The organism is Microbacterium xerophyticum (assembly GCF_053543555.1).
The window spans coordinates 158,796-174,168 of the sequence record NZ_JBLVOB010000007.1 but is presented as its reverse complement, the minus strand read 5'-3'; the positions used below and the strand labels follow the sequence as shown (position 1 = coordinate 174,168).

The following is a 15,373-nucleotide window of genomic DNA, read 5'->3' as shown; positions in this document are numbered from 1 at the left end:
CGCCGCCCCCTCTCCACTCGGCGTTCAGCAGGAACGCGATCCCGAAGCCGAGCACGATCTGGAGGGGGAGGGCGAGCACCAGGTAGATGCCGGTGACGACGAGCGAGTTGAGGAAGTTGTCGTCGCTGAGCGCGGCCTCGTAGTTGCCAGTGCCCGCCCATTCCGATGGAGCGAAGGTGGCGAGGTCGAAGTCGGAGAAGCTGATCTGGAGGGTGTAGAACAGCGGGTAGGCCAGCACGGCCACCAGGAGGACGATCGCGGGGACCATGAACGTCCACCGGCTGATCACATCCTTCACGACCGCGCCGCGCCTCGTGCGCGACCGGTTCGGCGTCAACGATTCGACCGACATGACCTATTTCTCCAGCAGTTCCTCGATCTCGGAGGCCGCTCTCTCGAGCGCCTCCTCGGCGGTGCGATCGCCCTGCACGGCTGCGCTCGTCTCATTGGCGAGGATCTCCTGGACCGCATTCGAGTCGGGGGAGCGCGGGCGCCACATCTCGCCCTCGGCGGCGACGTCGAAACCGCTCTGGATCGCGGTGTAGACCGGGGCGAGCCACGGCTCGGCGGGCTCCGAGGCCAGCGTCGACTTGCGCGCGGGGAATGATCCCAGGTTCGCGGACGACCACAGTTCGCCCTCCTTCGAGCTCATCCACTGCAGCAACGCCCATGCAGCCTCGGGGTTGTCGCCGTTCTTGAACACCGAACCGCTCCAGACACCTCGATGCGCGCTCGCGCCCTCGGATCCCGCCGGCATCGTCTGGATGCCGACCTGGTCGGGCGTCAGTGTCGTCACGGTGGAGTCGACGGCGGCGCTCCGGTAGGCGCTGCCCCAGGTGAAGAGGGTGGCGATCTTGCCCTGGCGGAAAGCATCGAGCGGCTCGTTGTAGTTGTATGTCGACGCACCAGGGGGTGCGTACTCGAGCAGGTCGATCTGCGTCTGCAGAGCGGCCGCGCCCTCCTCGGTGTCGAACGCCGGCTTCATGTCCTCGTCGAAGAGCGCGCCGCCGTTCGAGTTGAACACCGTCTGCCAGAAAGGCGGGGAGAGCACGCCGCGCACCCAGGTGAGACCGACGGCCCATGAATCCACAGTGCCGTCGCCGTCGGTGTCCTGCACGAGCTCGGGCGCCTGCTGCATGTACTGGTCCCACGTGAGCTCGGGCGTGGGCTCGGGCAGGCCGGCCTTCGCGTAGAGATCCTTGTTGTAGAGCATGACGAGAAGATTCGAGCGAAGCGGCACGCCGTACTGGCCGCCGTTCCATTCGCTGGAGGCGAGCGGCGCGGCGTTGAAGTCTTCCCAGTCGTAGTCGTCCTCCGTCCACTGCGCGGCGTCCGACTTCAGATCGAGCAGGACACCGGCTTCGGCGAGCTGAGGGGTCCAGGGATCGTCGAGCGTGATGAGGTCGTAGTCCGGGCTGGGGCTCGTGCCGTCGAGCATTCCCTTGGCCAGCAGGCTGTCGTACGGGGTCGAGTCGATGGTCACATCGATGTACGGGTATGCCTTGTTGAACTCCGGTACGAGCTGCTTCTGCCATGTCTCGGCGAACGCGTCGTTGGACATCATCGTGATCTCGACGTGTTCATCGGCGGTGCCGAGTCCTCCGCCGTCGACGGGGGCATCGGATGCGCTTCCTCCGCTGCAGGCGGTGAGCGTGATCGCGAAGGCGCTGACCGTCGCTATCGCGATCACGGCCTTGCGGTGGGGGCGTAGGGCACTGCGGTGGGACATCTGAGTCGTCTCCTCGTCATTGAATAGAGCGTCGGCTTCGTCGGGAAGGCGTCGTCGGCGAAGCGTGTCGTCCACTGGCGTTCGCGATCGGGGTGCGGTGGCGTCAGGCGTTCGACAATCTGAATAAACCAGATATCCAGGCGTATTGCAACGTGGAAACAAATATCTCTCCTTGGCGCTGGGAAAATGTGCAGTGCGAGCGCTCCCAGCGTGCAGACGGCCTCTCCTGCCCCATGTTTCCACGTTGCACGAATGTGCGGAGCTGCTCGGCGTTCACCGCTGAGCGGCGGTCACACGCCGGCGCCGACGATTCCCGCGGTGGATTCGCGCACGATCAGGCGATGCCCCGCGACGTCTCCGACGGGGGCCGCGGAAGGATCGCCGATCCTGCGCAGAAGTGCCCGAACGCCCAGTTCTGCGATGGCTTCGAGATTGGGGGAGACCGTGGTGAGGGTGGGCATGGAGAACGCGGATTCGGGGATGTCGTCCCAGCCGACTATCGCCACGTCCTCCGGCACGCGGATGCCGTGCTGGCGGAATGCGTAGAGGATGCCGATCGCCAGAAGATCCGTCGCGCACACGATCGCATCGAAGTCCGCGATGCGCCCGATCAGGGACTCTCCGACGACGTGACCCTCCTGTCGCCAATAGTCGCCCTCGGCCTCGATCGGTGCGGAGGGGGCGCGGTCCCGGCCTGCATCGATGACGAGGTCCTGGTCCACATCCAGGCCAGCGGATTCGAGCGCGAGTCGATAGCCGGCGAAGCGCAGATCACCGGTCCCGAGCGTGTCCTGCGGGAAGTAGCCCACGAAGCCGATGCGCCTGCGCCCGAGCGACAGCAGGTGCTCCGTGGCCTCGCGACTCGAGCCGACGTTGTCGACGACGACATTGTCGACCGCATCGTGCAGCGTGTGCTCGCCGAGAAGCACCAGCGGCGTCGAATCGCGTTCATCCAGGAGCTCGTCGATGGGGAGGGACAGCGGGCTGAAGATGATCCCGTCCGTGCGGATGCTGCCGTACCCGCGGGCCACGCGACGTTCGCGGTCCGACTGGCCGAGGGTCTCATCGACCATCACGTCGTATCCCTCACGACGTGCCGCCGCGACGACGGCATGGGCGAGGTTGGCGAAGTAGGGGTGCGCGAGCGACGGGATCGCAAGGGTCAGGAGGTTGCTGCGTCCGCTTCGAAGCTGCCGCGCGGCCGCCTGCGGGCGATAGCCGAGCTCGGCGATGGCCGCTTCGACCTTCGCCTTCGTCTCAGGGCGCAGATACTTGTGACCGTGGATCACATTCGACACCGTGCGCCACGACACCTCTGCACGAGCGGCGACATCCTTGATCGTGGGTGGACGCTCGCCACGTGAAGCCGGGCTCGAGGTGTCGTCCATCCGGCAATTCTAGGCAGGTGGCACCGCAGACGAATCCCGCGCGATCGGATCGGCGCGGTGCTGCCGCGGTTCGCGCTCAGCGGTCGAGGCTGGCGAACCGCTCGATGTCGCTGTTGGTGCCGGACACGATGATGAGGTCGTGGTTGGTGACGACCGTGTTCGCCTCCGCGTAGCGGAACGGCTTGCCGGGACTCTTGACGCCGACGACAGTGACCTTGTACTTCGAGCGCACGCCGGACTCGTTCAGGCCGACGCCTCGGATGAACTTCGGCGGGTACATCTTGGCCAGCACGAAGTCGTCATCGAAGCGGATGAAGTCCAGCATCCGGCCGCTCACGAGGTGAGCGACGCGCTCGCCGGCTTCGCGCTCGGGGTAGATGACGTGGTTCGCGCCGACGCGGGCGAGGATCTTGCCGTGCGACTGGGAGACGGCCTTCGCCCAGATCTGCGGCACCTTGAGGTCGACGAGGTTCGCGGTGATCAGCACGGATGCTTCGATGAGCGAACCGACCGCGACGACGGCGACCTGGAAGTCCTGCGCGCCGATCTGCTTGAGCGCATCGATGTTGCGGGCGTCGCCCTGCACCGTGTGCGTGACGCGATCCGACCACTTCTGCACGAGCTCGAGGTTCTCGTCCATCGCGAGCACTTCGCGATCGAGACGGTCGAGCTCGCCGGCGCACGCGGCGCCGAATCGGCCGAGCCCGATCACGAGTACGGGGGCGTCGCCCCGGAGGACTTCAACCAACGATCGGCCTTTCCACGGGCAGCGAGTAGAGCTGCGAACGCGATGTCGCGGCGACCGCCGCGGCGAGAGTCACTGTACCAATTCGTCCCATGAAGATGGTGGCGGCCATCACGTACACCGCGGAGTCCGGCAGCTCGGCGGTGAGACCGGACGAGAGTCCGACGGTGCCGAACGCCGATATGACGTCGAAGAGCACATCGCTGATGGGCGCCTTCGTGATCTGAGCGATGACGATGGTCGACAGCGCGACGATCGTCGCGCCCCACGCGACGACGGACAGCGCGACGCGCTGCACGTCGCTGGGGATCCGGCGACCGAACGCCTCGACGGACTGGCGACCGCGTGCCTCCGACCACACGGCGATCGCGAGCACGGCGAGAGTGGTGACCTTGATGCCTCCTGCCGTGGACGCCGATCCGCCGCCGACGAACATCAGCATGGACGCGGCGAGCATGGAGGAGCCGTTGAGATCCGAGATCTCGATGACGCTGAACCCGCCGGAGCGTGTCATGGCGGAGAGGAAGAACGCCTGGAACGTCGTGTCGCCGGCATCCATCGAGCCGAACGTGCGCGGGTTGTTGTACTCGAGGATGAGGAAGACGGCGGCGCCGAGGACGAACAGGATCGCGGTGGTGATGAGCGTGAGCTTGCTGTGCAGCGACCAGCGCTTCACGTGCCAGTGATGCTTGGCCAGTGTGTAGATCACCGGGAAGCCGATGCTGCCGAGGAAGACGCTGATCATGAGGACTGTCAGCACGAAGTAGTCGTCGGCGAACTCCGCGACACCGCTGGCGTTCGGGGCGAATCCGGTGTTCGTGAAGGACATGGCAGCGTAGTACGGCGCCTCCCACAGGGCGGCGAGCGGAGGGATGCCTGCCATCACGAGCCCGGGGTAGAGCAGCAGCGCGACGACGAGCTCGATGAGCAGCAGCGAGAGAGCGACCGTCTTCAGCAGCTGCCCGACCTCGCCGAGGCGCACGGTCTGGCCTTCGTTGACCACGCCGCCGTGCGCGCGCAACGGGTTGCTGTCTCCCGCGGCGAGCAGCTTGGCGCGCAGCCCGAGCTTCTTCGAGATGACCAGTCCGAGCACGGAGGCGAGCGTGAGCACGCCCATGCCGCCGATGTTCACGCCGAGGAAGATGACCACGTGCCCGAACGGCGACCAATGCGCGGCCATGTCCACTGTCGCGAGGCCCGTGACGCAGATCGTCGACACTGCGGTGAAGAGCGCGTCGCTGATCGGCGTCCTGGTGCCGCTCGCCGACGCGATCGGCAGTGCGAGCAGTGCGGTGAACAACAGGATCAAGGCCGCGAAGATGAGGATCGCGAAGCGGGACGGCGACGACGTGATGATGTGGCGCGCGAATCGCCAGAAATCGCGTGCGCGCGTGCGCGGGGATGTCGATGACCCGATACTCGACATCGCCGCCCTCCCTGGGAGCATTCCGTGTTCGTCCGCCGGAGACATTCCGACGAGCCTTCGTCATGGTACTCCGCGCGTGGGACGACTACCCTGATCTCATGACCGACATCTTCGACGTGATCGCAGACGGCACGAGGCGAGACATCCTCCAGCTCCTCCTGCGACGGGCGGCAGACGGGGATGCCGGGACCAGCGTCTCGCAGATCGTCAGCGAGCTCGGCATCAGCCAGCCCACGGTCTCGAAGCATCTGAAGGTGCTGCGCGAGGCCGAACTGGTCAGCGTTCGCGAAGACGGCCAGCGCCGGCTGTACAGCATCGAGGTCGAGCCGCTCGAGGTCGTCGACGACTGGCTCGTGCCGTTCCTGGTGGACGCGTTCGGCGACGACGCCCCCGGCGTCGACGTGTCGTTCGTTCCGCTGCCCGACGGCGCCGCGCACGCGGCCGAGGTGTTCGGCCGCGCCGCGGCATCCGCCAAGCACGTCGTGACCACCGCGTTCAAACGGCGAGGCGCCTGAGCACGTTCCGGGTGATGCCGGGCAGGCGAGGCGTCATCGGCGTCCGGCCTTCCTGCGGAACAGCCATGCTCCCCAGGCTGTCGCGACCGCGAGGATGACGAGGCACCACCCGACGGCCCACCATGGTTCGGCCTCCAGCGGAGCGTTCATCAGCAGGCCGCGGATGGTCTCGACGATGGGCGTGATCGGGAGTCCGGAGGCGACCGGCTGGAGCCAGTCGGGCATGCTGGTGATCGGCACGAACGCGCTGGAGAGGTACGGCAGGAACAGCAGGATGAATCCGTAGCCGTTGGCACCTTCGGGCGAACCGGCCGCGAGCCCGATCGCGGCGAACAGATACGTGATCGCAAGGATGTACAGCGCGATCAGCGCCGCCAGCCCGATCCATTCCGCGAAGTTCGCGGTGGGACGGAACCCGACCAGCACGCCGACACCGATGACGATCGCGGTGGCGACGAGGTTGCGCAGCAGGCTGGCCACGACATGTCCGGTGAGGACCGCCCCGGCGCGCAGGGGCATGGTGCGGAACCTGTCGATGATCCCGGTGCGCATGTCATTGGCGACGTACACCGCGGTCGACGAGGCACCGAAACCCGCACAGGTGAGGATGATGCCGGGGACGACATAGTCGACGTATGCGCCGCTGGGATCGATGGCGCCGCCGAACACCCAGGTGAACATCAGCATGAGCATCACCGGAAGCAGCACGGCCATGAGCAGCGATTCGCCGTCGCGCAGCGAGTGCCGAAGACTCCGGCCGACGAACACGGCTTCGGCCTGGATGCCGCGCAGGCGCGGTCGGGCGGACGGAGGAGCGGATGCCGCGGCTGCGGCGAGTGCGGTGGTCATGCGTTCTCCTTCAAGGATCGTGCGTCGGATGAGGTGAGGGCGAGGAAGACGTCGTCGAGCGTCGGACGTCGCAGGGAGACGATGCCGGCGGCGCCCTGCTCGTCGAGCAGGTCGAGCGCTCTTCTCAGATCGCTGACGGTGCCGTCGGTCGCGACCTGCCTCAGCAGTTCGCCGTTCTCGTCGTGGAGCTCCACGGTGTCGCCGCCCACGCGCGCCTTCAGCTCGGCGGCCGTTCCGAGAGCGGTGATGCGGCCGTCGTGCAGCACGGCGATGCGATCGGCCAGCTGGTCGGCCTCTTCGAGGTACTGCGTCGTGAGGAACACGGTCGTGCCCGCGTTCGCGAGCGTGCGGATCATGTCCCAGAGGTCTCGACGACTGCGGGTGTCGAGACCGGTCGTCGGCTCGTCGAGGAAGAGCACTTCCGGGGTCACGACGAAGCTCAGAGCCAGGTCGAGACGGCGTCGCATCCCGCCGGAGAAGGTGCGGACCAGGCGGGACGCGGCATCCGTCAGTCCGAACTGCGCGATGAGCTCGGCGGCGCGGCGGCGGGCTGCGGCGCGGCCGAGACCGGCCAGGCGGGCGAACATCACGACGTTCTCGGTCGCGTTGAGGGCGTCGTCCACCGCGGCGGACTGGCCGGTGAGGCTGATCCTGCGCTGCACCTGGACCGCCTCGGTCGCGACGTCGAAGCCGCTCACGGTGACGGTGCCGGCGTCGGCGTGCACGAGCGTGGTGAGGATGTTGATGATCGTGGTCTTTCCGGCGCCGTTCGGGCCGAGGAGGGCGAACACCTCTCCGGGTGCGACGGTGATGTCGAGCGAGTCGAGTACGAGCTGCTTCCCGAACCTCTTCTCCAGGCCGCGCACTTCGATGGCTGGTCTTGTCGTCATCAATGATCCTTTCTGTGTAGGGGGCAAACTGTGTATGTCGCATACAACTGCGTATGACCATAACACACTGTTTATTCAATAAACAGAAGTAGGATGGCGACATGAGTGACGTCGAGCCACCGGAGCTGCCGCGAGGGATTGCACTCGCCTGGGGCGTGGCGGCGAATCCGCAGCGAGGCCCCAAGCGCGAGATGAGCGTCGAGAAGATCGTCGACGCGGCGGTGGAGTTGGCCGATGCCGAGGGCATCGGTGCCGTGTCCATGGCGGCGGTGGCGGCCAGGCTCGGCTTCACGCCGATGTCGCTGTACCGGTACGTCACGGCGAAGGACGATCTGCTGCTGCTCATGCAGGAGCAGGCGACGGGCCTGCCCCCGGAGGAGTATCGCGCTCAGGACGGATGGCGGGCGAAGCTCCGCACCCTGTTCGAGGCGCAGGTGGTCGTCTATCTCAGCCATCCGTGGATGCTGTCGCTGCCGATCACCGGATCGCCGATCACGCCCAACAGCTCTGCGTGGATCGATGCCGGTCTCGACGCGCTGGGCGAAACGCCGCTCACAGACGCCGAACGGCTCGCGGTCGCACTGTCGGTCACGGGGGAGGCCCGCTGGTACGGGATCGTGTCGGCCGGCTACACCGAGCAGTCGCGTACGAGCGGACTGTCTGCGGCGGAGGTCTCGGCGCAGGAGGCTGCGCTGTTCGACCGGGTGATCACGGCGGAGGAGTACCCTGCGCTTCGCCGAGCGATCGATGCGGGAGTCTTCACTGCCGAAGACGATCCGTTCCGATTCGCCATGGAGCGCATCTTCGACGGCGTCGAGGCGTACCTCGCCGGGTTGGATCGCGGCGGAGCGCACGCGCCGGATGCCGAATGGATCGGCGTCGAGTCCGCCGAGGTCGCCGGAGACAAGAAGCTCAGGGAAGCACGCAAGGAAGTCCGTACCGCGGAGAAGGCGCTCCGCGACGCGCGGAAGATCGAGCGGATCGTGCTGCGCGATGCCCATGATCGCGTCGCCAAGGCGCGACGGCGCGACTGAGCGGTGCCTGCGCGCACTGACGATGCACAGGAATCCCACAGGTCACATCGGCCACACGGGTTTACATGCGTCGCACGTTCGCCATAGAGTGTGCTTCAGCAGAAAGGGGTACAGGGGATGCCCGAAGTTCCAGACGTCCGGTTCCTTACGGTTGCCGAAGTCGCCGAGATCATGCGCGTGTCGAAGATGACCGTCTATCGCCTCGTGCACTCCGGCGAGCTGCCCGCGATCCGGTTCGGTCGCAGTTACCGCGTGCCGGAGTCGGCGGTGAGCGACGCTTTGCAGCGGCCCATCGCCGACGTCGGCTGACCCCGTCCGCCTCGGTGACCGGCGAGTGCCTGCTGGTTTGCTAGACTGACCCGAGGCATTTTTTCCGTGCCCGTACCCGGGCGTCCGACTTCGTGCGACGCCCAGCCACTGACGTAGTGAGGTTTCCGTGGGTTCTGTCATCAAGAAGCGCCGCAAGCGCATGGCGAAGAAGAAGCATCGTAAGCTGCTTCGCAAGACTCGCCACCAGCGCCGCAACAAGAAGTAAGCGGCCTAGACACGAGCGCCTGTCTTCGGACGGGCGCTTTGTGTCTGTGCCCTCGGCACCTCCGGATCAGGCCTCGAGTCCCAGGGAGAATCCATGAAGTCGATCACCATCGCCGAACTCGCCTCCCGCGAGAGCACGCCGCTCATCGACGTGCGCGAGAAGGACGAGTTCGCGGCCGGGCACGTGCCCGGTGCCGTGAACATCCCGATGTCCGAACTGGGCGGTCGCCTGGATGAGCTTCCCTCCGGGTCGTTCGACGTCATCTGCCAGGCCGGGGGCCGCTCGGCACGAGTCGTGCAGGCGCTCGAAGCGCAGGGCCACGACGCCACGAACGTCGAGGGCGGCACCGGCGAGTGGATCGCAACCGGGCATCCGGTCGAGGTTCCGTCGGCGTGACGACGGTCACCGTCATCGGCAGGGCAGGGTGTCATCTCTGCCCGACGGCGCTCGAGATCGTGGAGACGGTCGTCGCCGAACTGCCGGATGAGATCGGCGACCGCATCGAGATCGTCGAGCGCTCGATCGAGGACGACCCCGCCCTGTATGAACTGTGGTGGGAGAAGATCCCCGTCGTGCTCATCGACGACGAACTGCACGCGCACTGGCGGGTCTCCGCTGATCGGCTGCGCCGGAAACTGGAGGAGATCTGATGCTCAGGCATGTCGTCACCTGGAAGCTCGCGAGCGAGGACGCCGTCGAACGCGCGGAGCAGGCCGCCGAGGTCGCTCGTCGCCTCAACGCGCTGGACGGCGTCGTGCCGCAGCTGCGCTCGATCTCGGCGGGCGCCAACTCGGTGTATCCAGACGCGAACTGGGACGTGACACTCATCGCTGATTTCGACTCGGTCGAGGCGCTGGAGCAGTATCAGGTGCATCCTGCCCATGAAGAGGTCGTCGCCTTCGTCCGATCCGTCGTCTCCTCCCGGGTCGCGGTCGATTTCGAGGTCTGACGGTTCGAGCTCGGGCGACGCATCTGCGGAGTGAAACGCAAACGTAATCTCCCGAGCCCGTACTTGCGGACGCCCCCGTGTCAAGATGATGTGCATACCTGTTCGTGGGCGTGTTCGCCCCAGTCTCCCTGGAGCGGTCATGCCCCGTCGTCGTAATCTCACCCTCGGTATCGCGCTCGCCGCGACCGCCGCACTCGCTCTGTCAGGCTGCGCCACCGGTGGAGGCGACGCGGGCGGCGGCGAGACGCCTGCGGGTGACGACTACGGTCTCACCGAAGCCGGAACGCTGACGGTCTGCTCCGACATCCCTTACGCGCCTTTCGAGTTCGAGGGCGGCGACAACGGCACCGGTTACACCGGATTCGACATCGACCTGCTCGACGCGATCGCGAAGAACCTCGACCTCAAGCTGTCCGTTCAGGACGTCGGCTTCGACGCGCTGCAGTCGGGCACGACGCTCGCGGCAGGAACCTGCGACATCGGTGCCTCCGCGATGACCATCACGGAAGAGCGCGAGGCGAACCTCGACTTCTCTGACCCGTACTACGACTCGCTGCAGTCGCTCCTGGTGCGCACCGACTCCGGTATCGAGTCGATCGACGACCTCTCAGGCCGCAACGTGGGCGTGCAGCAGGGCACCACCGGTGAGACCTATGCCTCGGAGAACGCCGAGGGAGCCGAGCTCGTGCAGTACCCCTCCGACGGCGAGCTGTGGCCCGCGATGCAGGCAGGGCAGATCGACGCGATCCTCCAGGACCAGCCGGTGAACCTCGAGCACGAGAAGGCCGACTCCGCGTACAAGATCGTCGAGGAGTACAACACCGACGAGCAGTACGGATTCGCCTTCGCCAAGGGCGAGAAGGAAGAACTGCGCGAGGCGATCAACGGTGCGCTGCAGGAGCTTCGCGACAGCGGCGACTACCAGACGATCTACGACAACTACTTCACCGCAGAGTAGTCGGCAGGGCGAGCAGGACAGGGGTCCTTGACGATGGCGTTGAGGCGCACGACCAAGAGCAAGCTCTACCGATACATCGTCTATGCGGTGCTGATCGCCGTCGTCGTCTGGCTGGCCGTCAGCACCGACTGGGCCCGGATCGCGACGCTGTACTTCAATCCGGAGATCGCGGCGAAGATGCTCCCGGGCATCATCACGACCGCGCTCGTGAACACGCTGTGGTTCACGGCGGTGGCCTTCGTCGGGGGCCTGCTGCTCGGTATCGTGCTGGCATTGCTCAAGCTGTCGAGCATCGGGCCGTTCCGGTGGATCGCCACGGCGTGGATCGAACTGTTCCGCGGGCTCCCCGCGATTCTCACGATCTTCGCCATCGCGTTCATCCTGCCGATCGGGTTGGGCGTGCCCGGAACCAAGCTCGGCGGTCCGGTGGTTCTCGGGCTGATCGGTCTCATCCTGGTCGCCTCCGCGTACATGGCCGAGACGATCCGTGCCGGAATCCAGGCCGTGCCGAAGGGGCAGACGGAAGCTGCCCGTTCACTGGGCATGTCTCCGATGAAGACGACTTTCTGGATCGTTGTGCCGCAGGGTTTCCGCATCATCATCCCGCCGCTGACGAACGAGTTCGTGCTGCTGCTGAAGGACACCTCGCTGCTGTTCGTGGCCGGCACCTTCATCTGGTCGAAGGAGCTCACCAACTTCGCCCGCGACGCGAGCACCCAGAATGCGAACGGAACTCCGCTGATCATGGCGGCGATCCTGTACCTGATCGTGACGATCCCGCTCACGCGCTTCAGCGCGTGGCTGGAACGACGGATGGCGAGGCAGCGATGACCACCGATCTGATCGATGTCCACGCTCCGGCGATCGACATCCAGGGGCTCGTCAAGAGCTTCGGCGACAACGAGGTGCTCAAGGGCATCGACCTGACCGTCGCGGCGGGCGAGGTCGTGTGCGTGATCGGGCCGTCGGGGTCAGGGAAATCGACCCTGTTGCGCTCGGTGAACCTGCTCGAAGAGCCCACGGGCGGGAAGGTGCTGGTCGAGGGGATCGACATCACCGATCCCGACATCGACATCGATCGGGTGCGCACCCGCATCGGCATGGTGTTCCAGAGCTTCAACCTGTTCCCGCACCTCGACGTCATGGGCAATCTGATGATCGCGCAGCAGCGCGTGAAGAAGCGCTCGAAGGTCGAGGCGGAGCGGGTCGCGCGCGAGATGCTCGGCAGAGTGGGACTCAGCGAGAAGGCAGATGCCTACCCGGGGCACCTGTCGGGCGGTCAGCAGCAGCGCGTCGCTATCGCGAGGGCGCTGTGCATGAACCCCGACATGATGCTCTTCGACGAGCCGACCTCCGCACTCGACCCCGAGCTGGTCGGCGAAGTGCTGCAGGTGATGCGCACGCTGGCCGACGAGGGCATGACGATGCTCGTCGTGACGCACGAGATGGGCTTCGCACGCGAGGTCGGGTCCCGCCTGATCTTCATGGACGGCGGAGTGATCGTCGAAGAGGGAGACCCGCGCGAGGTGCTCGCGAACCCGCAGCATCCGCGCACGCAGGACTTCCTCGCCCGCGTTCTCTAGCGGTTCCCGTCAGCTTGTCGCGCGCACCGCGACGGCGACGGGGTCGACCGCCAGGTGCACGCGGTCACCGAACGCCGGATGCTGGTGGGCATCGTGCTGCACGTGCACCAGTTCGCCGGCATCCGTCTTCACGAGCGTCCGGCGCATGCTGCCGAGGAACGTGCTCTCCTCCACGACACCGCTGACAGCGGCATCCGTCTCGCCGGCGAACCGAAGGTTCTCCGGCCGGAGGAGCACCTCGACCCGGCCCTGGGCCGGAGTGTTGGTGGGCAGCTCGCGACCCCAGACCGTCACGCGATCACCCGCGGCGACGCCGGACACGACGCTGGAGAGTCCGACGAACGCGGCCACGTGCGCGGTCGCGGGTCGCAGGTAGAGCCCCTCAGGGGTGTCGATCTGGTCGATGCGGCCGGCATCCATCACGGCGATCCGATCCGACACTGCCAGCGCCTCCTCCTGGTCGTGGGTCACGAACACCGTCGTGATGCCGAGGCGCAGCTGGATGCGGCGGATCTCGTCGCGCAGCTGCGCGCGCACCTTGGCATCGAGCGCCGACAGCGGCTCGTCGAGCAGCAGCACGCGCGGCTCGGTGACCAGTGCGCGCGCGAGCGCGACGCGCTGCTGCTGACCGCCGGAGAGCTGGTGCGGATAGCGGTCGGCGAACCCCTCGAGCCCGACGAGCGCCAACGCGTCGAGTGCGCGCCGCGCCGCCGCAGCCTTGCCGACGCCACGTCGTCGCAGCCCGAACGCGGTGTTGTCCTCGACGCGCAGATGCGGGAACAGCGAGTACGACTGGAAGACCATGCCGATGTCGCGCTTGTTCGTGGGGATGCGAGAGACGTCCTGCCCGCCGAGCAGCACGGCGCCGGCGTCTGCGCTCTCCAGCCCGGCGAGCACGCGCAGCGCGGTGGTCTTGCCGCATCCGGAGGGCCCGAGCAGCGAGACGAACTCGCCGGGTGCGATGTCGAGATCGACACCGTGCAGCACCCGGTTCGCGCCGTAGCTCTTCTCGATGCCCTGGAACTGCACGCGCGTGCCCTCACCCGCCTCCGCGAGCAGCAGGTTGTCGGCGGTGGCGGGAAGAGCGGTCATGAGCGGGCCTTTCGGTCGCCGCGGGCGGCGCGGCCGATGATGAGCAGCAGGACGAAGCAGAACAGCAGTGCGAGCAGAGTGAAGATCGCCGGCGCGTAGGCGTCCTGCTTCCCCACGACGACCATCGCGGTCTGGAACACCTGGCGGTTGAGCAGCGACGCGATCGTGAATTCGCCGAGCACGACCGCGATGGAGATGAGGGACGCGGCGAGCAGCCCCTGACGGATGTTCGGAGCGAGCACCTTCACGACCACGACCGGCCAGCTCGCGCCGAGAGATCGTGCCGCCTCGGACAGCGTGCGAAGGTCGGCGGCGTCGATGGACGCCTGGATGGAGCGGAACGCGAACGGCAGCACGGTGATGCCGTAGGCGAAGGCCAGCGTCCAGGTGCCGGTTCCCAGTGTGCGCCCGATCTGCAGGTAGATCGGCGCGAGCCCGACGACGAGCACGATCGCAGGGATCGAGATCGGCAGCAGCACCGCGAACTCGAAGATCGGCTTCAGCTTCGGGAACCGCAGGTTCACCAGGATCATGGTCGGTGCGAGCAGAAGCAGCACGATCAGCACCGTGATGAGAGCGAGGACGAGCGAGTTGCCCAGGCCCGTCCAGATGGGCTTGATCGCCGCGGATGCCGCCGGATCGAACAGCGCGGCCCAGCGCTCGAACGACAGTCCGCCGTCGTTGCCGCGCAGCGTGTAGAGCAGCGTCGAGACGAGCGGGATCACGAAGAACGCGCCCACGAGCACCCCGATGATCCAGCGGGTCACTGGCGAAGGTCCGAGCCGGTTCATGACTGCCACCTCGCTGCCCGGCGCTGCACCAGCGAGTACAGCGCCATCACGATGCCGACCACGACGATCATGCCCAGCGCCAGCGCGCCGGCGAGGTTCTCGCGGCCGAGCACGGTCTCGCTGGTGAGGGCGGCACGGATCTGCAGCGGAACGATCTGCGAACCCTGGCTGGCGAGAGCAGCGGCCGTCGCGTACGACGAGAACGCGTTCGCGAACAGCAGCAGCAGGCTCGCGAGGAACGACGGCGCGAGCACGGGGATGCCGATGCGCAGCCAGAAGCTCGCGCGGGTGCCGCCGAGCGTGAGGTTGGCCTCTGTCCACTGCGGCTTGAGCGCCGCGAGGGCCGGCATGAACGTGATCACCATGAGCGGCACCTGGAAGTAGATGTACGGCATGATGAGGCCCGGCACCTCGTAGAGCCACATGCCGTCCTCGTAGATGTTCATCCCGAACACGTCCTGCAGCAGCAGCGTCATGACGCCCTGCGCACCGACCGTGGCGATGAACGCGAAGGCCAGCATCACGCCGCCGAATTGGGCGAGCACACCGGCGGCGGCATCCACGCTCGAGCGCACCGCCCCCTGCGGGTTCATGCCGAGCAGGGCATAGCAGACCAGTGCGCCGGCGACCGCGCCGACGATGGCCGTCAGCAAAGAGAGACCCGCCGAGTTCGCGAAGGTGTTCAGCACGACGGGGTCGGCGAGGGCCGTGACATTCGTCCAGGTGAACGCGCCGTCGTCGGTGAAGAAGCCGGAGCCGACGGCGAGGATCGTCGGGACGGCGAGGAAGAGCAGCACGTAGGCGGCGAAGGGAACCAGCCCCAGCCACGCCGCGGACCTACCGGATCGCCGGACCGCGCGAGCCGGTTCGGCGATCGCGGGGGGGGGGG

At 66.8% G+C, this 15,373-nt stretch carries 20 protein-coding genes; 10 read left to right on the top strand and 10 right to left on the bottom strand.

Annotated elements, in window-relative coordinates; genetic code table 11:
• The 5 genes from ACNPNP_RS12325 to ACNPNP_RS12305 all read right to left on the bottom strand — a co-directional run.
• On the bottom strand, positions 1-352 hold a 352-nt coding region (locus tag ACNPNP_RS12325), incomplete at its 3' end, for a carbohydrate ABC transporter permease (RefSeq protein WP_448966328.1).
• A 3-nt stretch (positions 353-355) separates the two neighbouring features.
• Positions 356-1,729: an ABC transporter substrate-binding protein gene (locus ACNPNP_RS12320; protein ID WP_448966327.1), complete on the bottom strand. Its 1,374-nt coding sequence runs from the start codon at positions 1,727-1,729 to the stop codon at positions 356-358.
• Between the two features lie 290 nt (positions 1,730-2,019).
• Positions 2,020-3,117 (bottom strand): LacI family DNA-binding transcriptional regulator, encoded by a 1,098-nt coding sequence (locus ACNPNP_RS12315; RefSeq protein ID WP_448966326.1) that lies wholly within the window; start codon positions 3,115-3,117, stop codon positions 2,020-2,022.
• 76 nt (positions 3,118-3,193) lie between these two features.
• Positions 3,194-3,865: a potassium channel family protein gene (locus ACNPNP_RS12310; RefSeq protein WP_188437730.1), complete on the bottom strand. Its 672-nt coding sequence runs from the start codon at positions 3,863-3,865 to the stop codon at positions 3,194-3,196.
• Positions 3,858-5,288 (bottom strand): TrkH family potassium uptake protein, encoded by a 1,431-nt coding sequence (locus ACNPNP_RS12305; protein WP_448966325.1) that lies wholly within the window; start codon positions 5,286-5,288, stop codon positions 3,858-3,860. Before ACNPNP_RS12305 ends, ACNPNP_RS12310 begins: the two co-directional genes overlap by 8 nt.
• A 98-nt stretch (positions 5,289-5,386) precedes the next feature.
• On the opposite strand from ACNPNP_RS12305, the gene ACNPNP_RS12300 reads away from it, so the two are divergent.
• Complete coding sequence (locus ACNPNP_RS12300) at positions 5,387-5,803, top strand: ArsR/SmtB family transcription factor (RefSeq protein ID WP_448966324.1); 417 nt, start codon at positions 5,387-5,389, stop codon at positions 5,801-5,803.
• Between the two features lie 33 nt (positions 5,804-5,836).
• On the opposite strand, the gene ACNPNP_RS12295 is transcribed toward ACNPNP_RS12300, so the two are convergent.
• A complete protein-coding gene (locus tag ACNPNP_RS12295) occupies positions 5,837-6,652 on the bottom strand; it encodes an ABC transporter permease (protein WP_448966323.1) in 816 nt (271 codons plus the stop codon).
• Complete coding sequence (locus ACNPNP_RS12290; RefSeq protein WP_448966322.1) at positions 6,649-7,542, bottom strand: ATP-binding cassette domain-containing protein; 894 nt, start codon at positions 7,540-7,542, stop codon at positions 6,649-6,651. Before ACNPNP_RS12290 ends, ACNPNP_RS12295 begins: the two co-directional genes overlap by 4 nt.
• Before the next feature lie 101 nt (positions 7,543-7,643).
• On the opposite strand from ACNPNP_RS12290, the gene ACNPNP_RS12285 reads away from it, so the two are divergent.
• The 9 genes from ACNPNP_RS12285 (at position 7,644) to ACNPNP_RS12245 (ending at position 12,601) form a co-directional block, all read left to right on the top strand.
• A complete protein-coding gene (locus ACNPNP_RS12285; RefSeq protein WP_448966321.1) occupies positions 7,644-8,576 on the top strand; it encodes a TetR/AcrR family transcriptional regulator in 933 nt (310 codons plus the stop codon).
• A 117-nt stretch (positions 8,577-8,693) separates the two neighbouring features.
• Positions 8,694-8,885 (top strand): helix-turn-helix domain-containing protein, encoded by a 192-nt coding sequence (locus ACNPNP_RS12280; RefSeq protein ID WP_448966320.1) that lies wholly within the window; start codon positions 8,694-8,696, stop codon positions 8,883-8,885.
• A 127-nt stretch (positions 8,886-9,012) separates the two neighbouring features.
• Positions 9,013-9,111, top strand: a complete 99-nt coding sequence (locus ACNPNP_RS12275) for a 30S ribosomal protein bS22 (RefSeq protein WP_003792170.1) — start codon at positions 9,013-9,015, stop codon at positions 9,109-9,111.
• A gap of 93 nt (positions 9,112-9,204) precedes the next feature.
• Complete coding sequence (locus tag ACNPNP_RS12270; RefSeq protein WP_366232656.1) at positions 9,205-9,507, top strand: rhodanese-like domain-containing protein; 303 nt, start codon at positions 9,205-9,207, stop codon at positions 9,505-9,507.
• Entirely contained in the window at positions 9,504-9,761 is a 258-nt protein-coding gene (locus ACNPNP_RS12265; protein WP_366232657.1) for a glutaredoxin family protein, read from the top strand. The genes ACNPNP_RS12270 and ACNPNP_RS12265 overlap by 4 nt, the downstream gene beginning before the upstream one ends.
• The gene (locus ACNPNP_RS12260) at positions 9,761-10,060 is read left to right on the top strand and encodes a Dabb family protein (RefSeq protein ID WP_448966319.1); all 300 of its coding nucleotides are present in this window, start codon (positions 9,761-9,763) and stop codon (positions 10,058-10,060) included. Before ACNPNP_RS12265 ends, ACNPNP_RS12260 begins: the two co-directional genes overlap by 1 nt.
• A 139-nt stretch (positions 10,061-10,199) precedes the next feature.
• The gene (locus ACNPNP_RS12255; protein WP_448966318.1) at positions 10,200-11,018 is read left to right on the top strand and encodes a basic amino acid ABC transporter substrate-binding protein; all 819 of its coding nucleotides are present in this window, start codon (positions 10,200-10,202) and stop codon (positions 11,016-11,018) included.
• Positions 11,019-11,051: 33 nt separating this feature from the next.
• Positions 11,052-11,849: an amino acid ABC transporter permease gene (locus tag ACNPNP_RS12250; RefSeq protein WP_448967247.1), complete on the top strand. Its 798-nt coding sequence runs from the start codon at positions 11,052-11,054 to the stop codon at positions 11,847-11,849.
• Positions 11,846-12,601 carry an amino acid ABC transporter ATP-binding protein gene (locus ACNPNP_RS12245; protein ID WP_448966317.1) on the top strand — a complete coding sequence of 252 codons (756 nt, stop codon included), beginning with the start codon at positions 11,846-11,848 and terminating at the stop codon, positions 12,599-12,601. The genes ACNPNP_RS12250 and ACNPNP_RS12245 overlap by 4 nt, the downstream gene beginning before the upstream one ends.
• Before the next feature lie 9 nt (positions 12,602-12,610).
• On the opposite strand, the gene ACNPNP_RS12240 is transcribed toward ACNPNP_RS12245, so the two are convergent.
• From ACNPNP_RS12240 to ACNPNP_RS12230, 3 genes are read right to left on the bottom strand one after another with little or no spacing between them, the layout of a single operon-like run.
• Complete coding sequence (locus ACNPNP_RS12240) at positions 12,611-13,693, bottom strand: ABC transporter ATP-binding protein (RefSeq protein ID WP_448966316.1); 1,083 nt, start codon at positions 13,691-13,693, stop codon at positions 12,611-12,613.
• Entirely contained in the window at positions 13,690-14,484 is a 795-nt protein-coding gene (locus tag ACNPNP_RS12235; protein ID WP_448966315.1) for an ABC transporter permease, read from the bottom strand. The genes ACNPNP_RS12240 and ACNPNP_RS12235 overlap by 4 nt, the downstream gene beginning before the upstream one ends.
• Positions 14,481-15,359, bottom strand: coding sequence for an ABC transporter permease (locus ACNPNP_RS12230; RefSeq protein ID WP_448967246.1), 879 nt, complete (start codon positions 15,357-15,359; stop codon positions 14,481-14,483). The genes ACNPNP_RS12235 and ACNPNP_RS12230 overlap by 4 nt, the downstream gene beginning before the upstream one ends.
• Positions 15,360-15,373 lie beyond the last annotated feature (14 nt).

Excerpts from the sequence above, each read along its gene's own strand:
- ACNPNP_RS12295 (WP_448966323.1), bottom strand. The coding sequence starts at position 6,652 with ATGACCACCGCACTCGCCGCAGCCGCGGCATCCGCTCCTCCGTCCGCC.
- ACNPNP_RS12315 (WP_448966326.1), bottom strand. The coding sequence starts at position 3,117 with ATGGACGACACCTCGAGCCCGGCTTCACGTGGCGAGCGTCCACCCACG.
- ACNPNP_RS12285 (WP_448966321.1), top strand. The coding sequence starts at position 7,644 with ATGAGTGACGTCGAGCCACCGGAGCTGCCGCGAGGGATTGCACTCGCC.
- ACNPNP_RS12255 (WP_448966318.1), top strand. The coding sequence starts at position 10,200 with ATGCCCCGTCGTCGTAATCTCACCCTCGGTATCGCGCTCGCCGCGACC.
- ACNPNP_RS12290 (WP_448966322.1), bottom strand. The coding sequence starts at position 7,542 with ATGACGACAAGACCAGCCATCGAAGTGCGCGGCCTGGAGAAGAGGTTC.
- ACNPNP_RS12250 (WP_448967247.1), top strand. The coding sequence starts at position 11,052 with ATGGCGTTGAGGCGCACGACCAAGAGCAAGCTCTACCGATACATCGTC.
- ACNPNP_RS12240 (WP_448966316.1), bottom strand. The coding sequence starts at position 13,693 with ATGACCGCTCTTCCCGCCACCGCCGACAACCTGCTGCTCGCGGAGGCG.
- ACNPNP_RS12300 (WP_448966324.1), top strand. The coding sequence starts at position 5,387 with ATGACCGACATCTTCGACGTGATCGCAGACGGCACGAGGCGAGACATC.
- ACNPNP_RS12270 (WP_366232656.1), top strand. The coding sequence starts at position 9,205 with ATGAAGTCGATCACCATCGCCGAACTCGCCTCCCGCGAGAGCACGCCG.
- ACNPNP_RS12235 (WP_448966315.1), bottom strand. The coding sequence starts at position 14,484 with ATGAACCGGCTCGGACCTTCGCCAGTGACCCGCTGGATCATCGGGGTG.
- ACNPNP_RS12260 (WP_448966319.1), top strand. The coding sequence starts at position 9,761 with ATGCTCAGGCATGTCGTCACCTGGAAGCTCGCGAGCGAGGACGCCGTC.
- ACNPNP_RS12280 (WP_448966320.1), top strand. The coding sequence starts at position 8,694 with ATGCCCGAAGTTCCAGACGTCCGGTTCCTTACGGTTGCCGAAGTCGCC.
- ACNPNP_RS12305 (WP_448966325.1), bottom strand. The coding sequence starts at position 5,288 with ATGTCGAGTATCGGGTCATCGACATCCCCGCGCACGCGCGCACGCGAT.
- ACNPNP_RS12320 (WP_448966327.1), bottom strand. The coding sequence starts at position 1,729 with ATGTCCCACCGCAGTGCCCTACGCCCCCACCGCAAGGCCGTGATCGCG.
- ACNPNP_RS12245 (WP_448966317.1), top strand. The coding sequence starts at position 11,846 with ATGACCACCGATCTGATCGATGTCCACGCTCCGGCGATCGACATCCAG.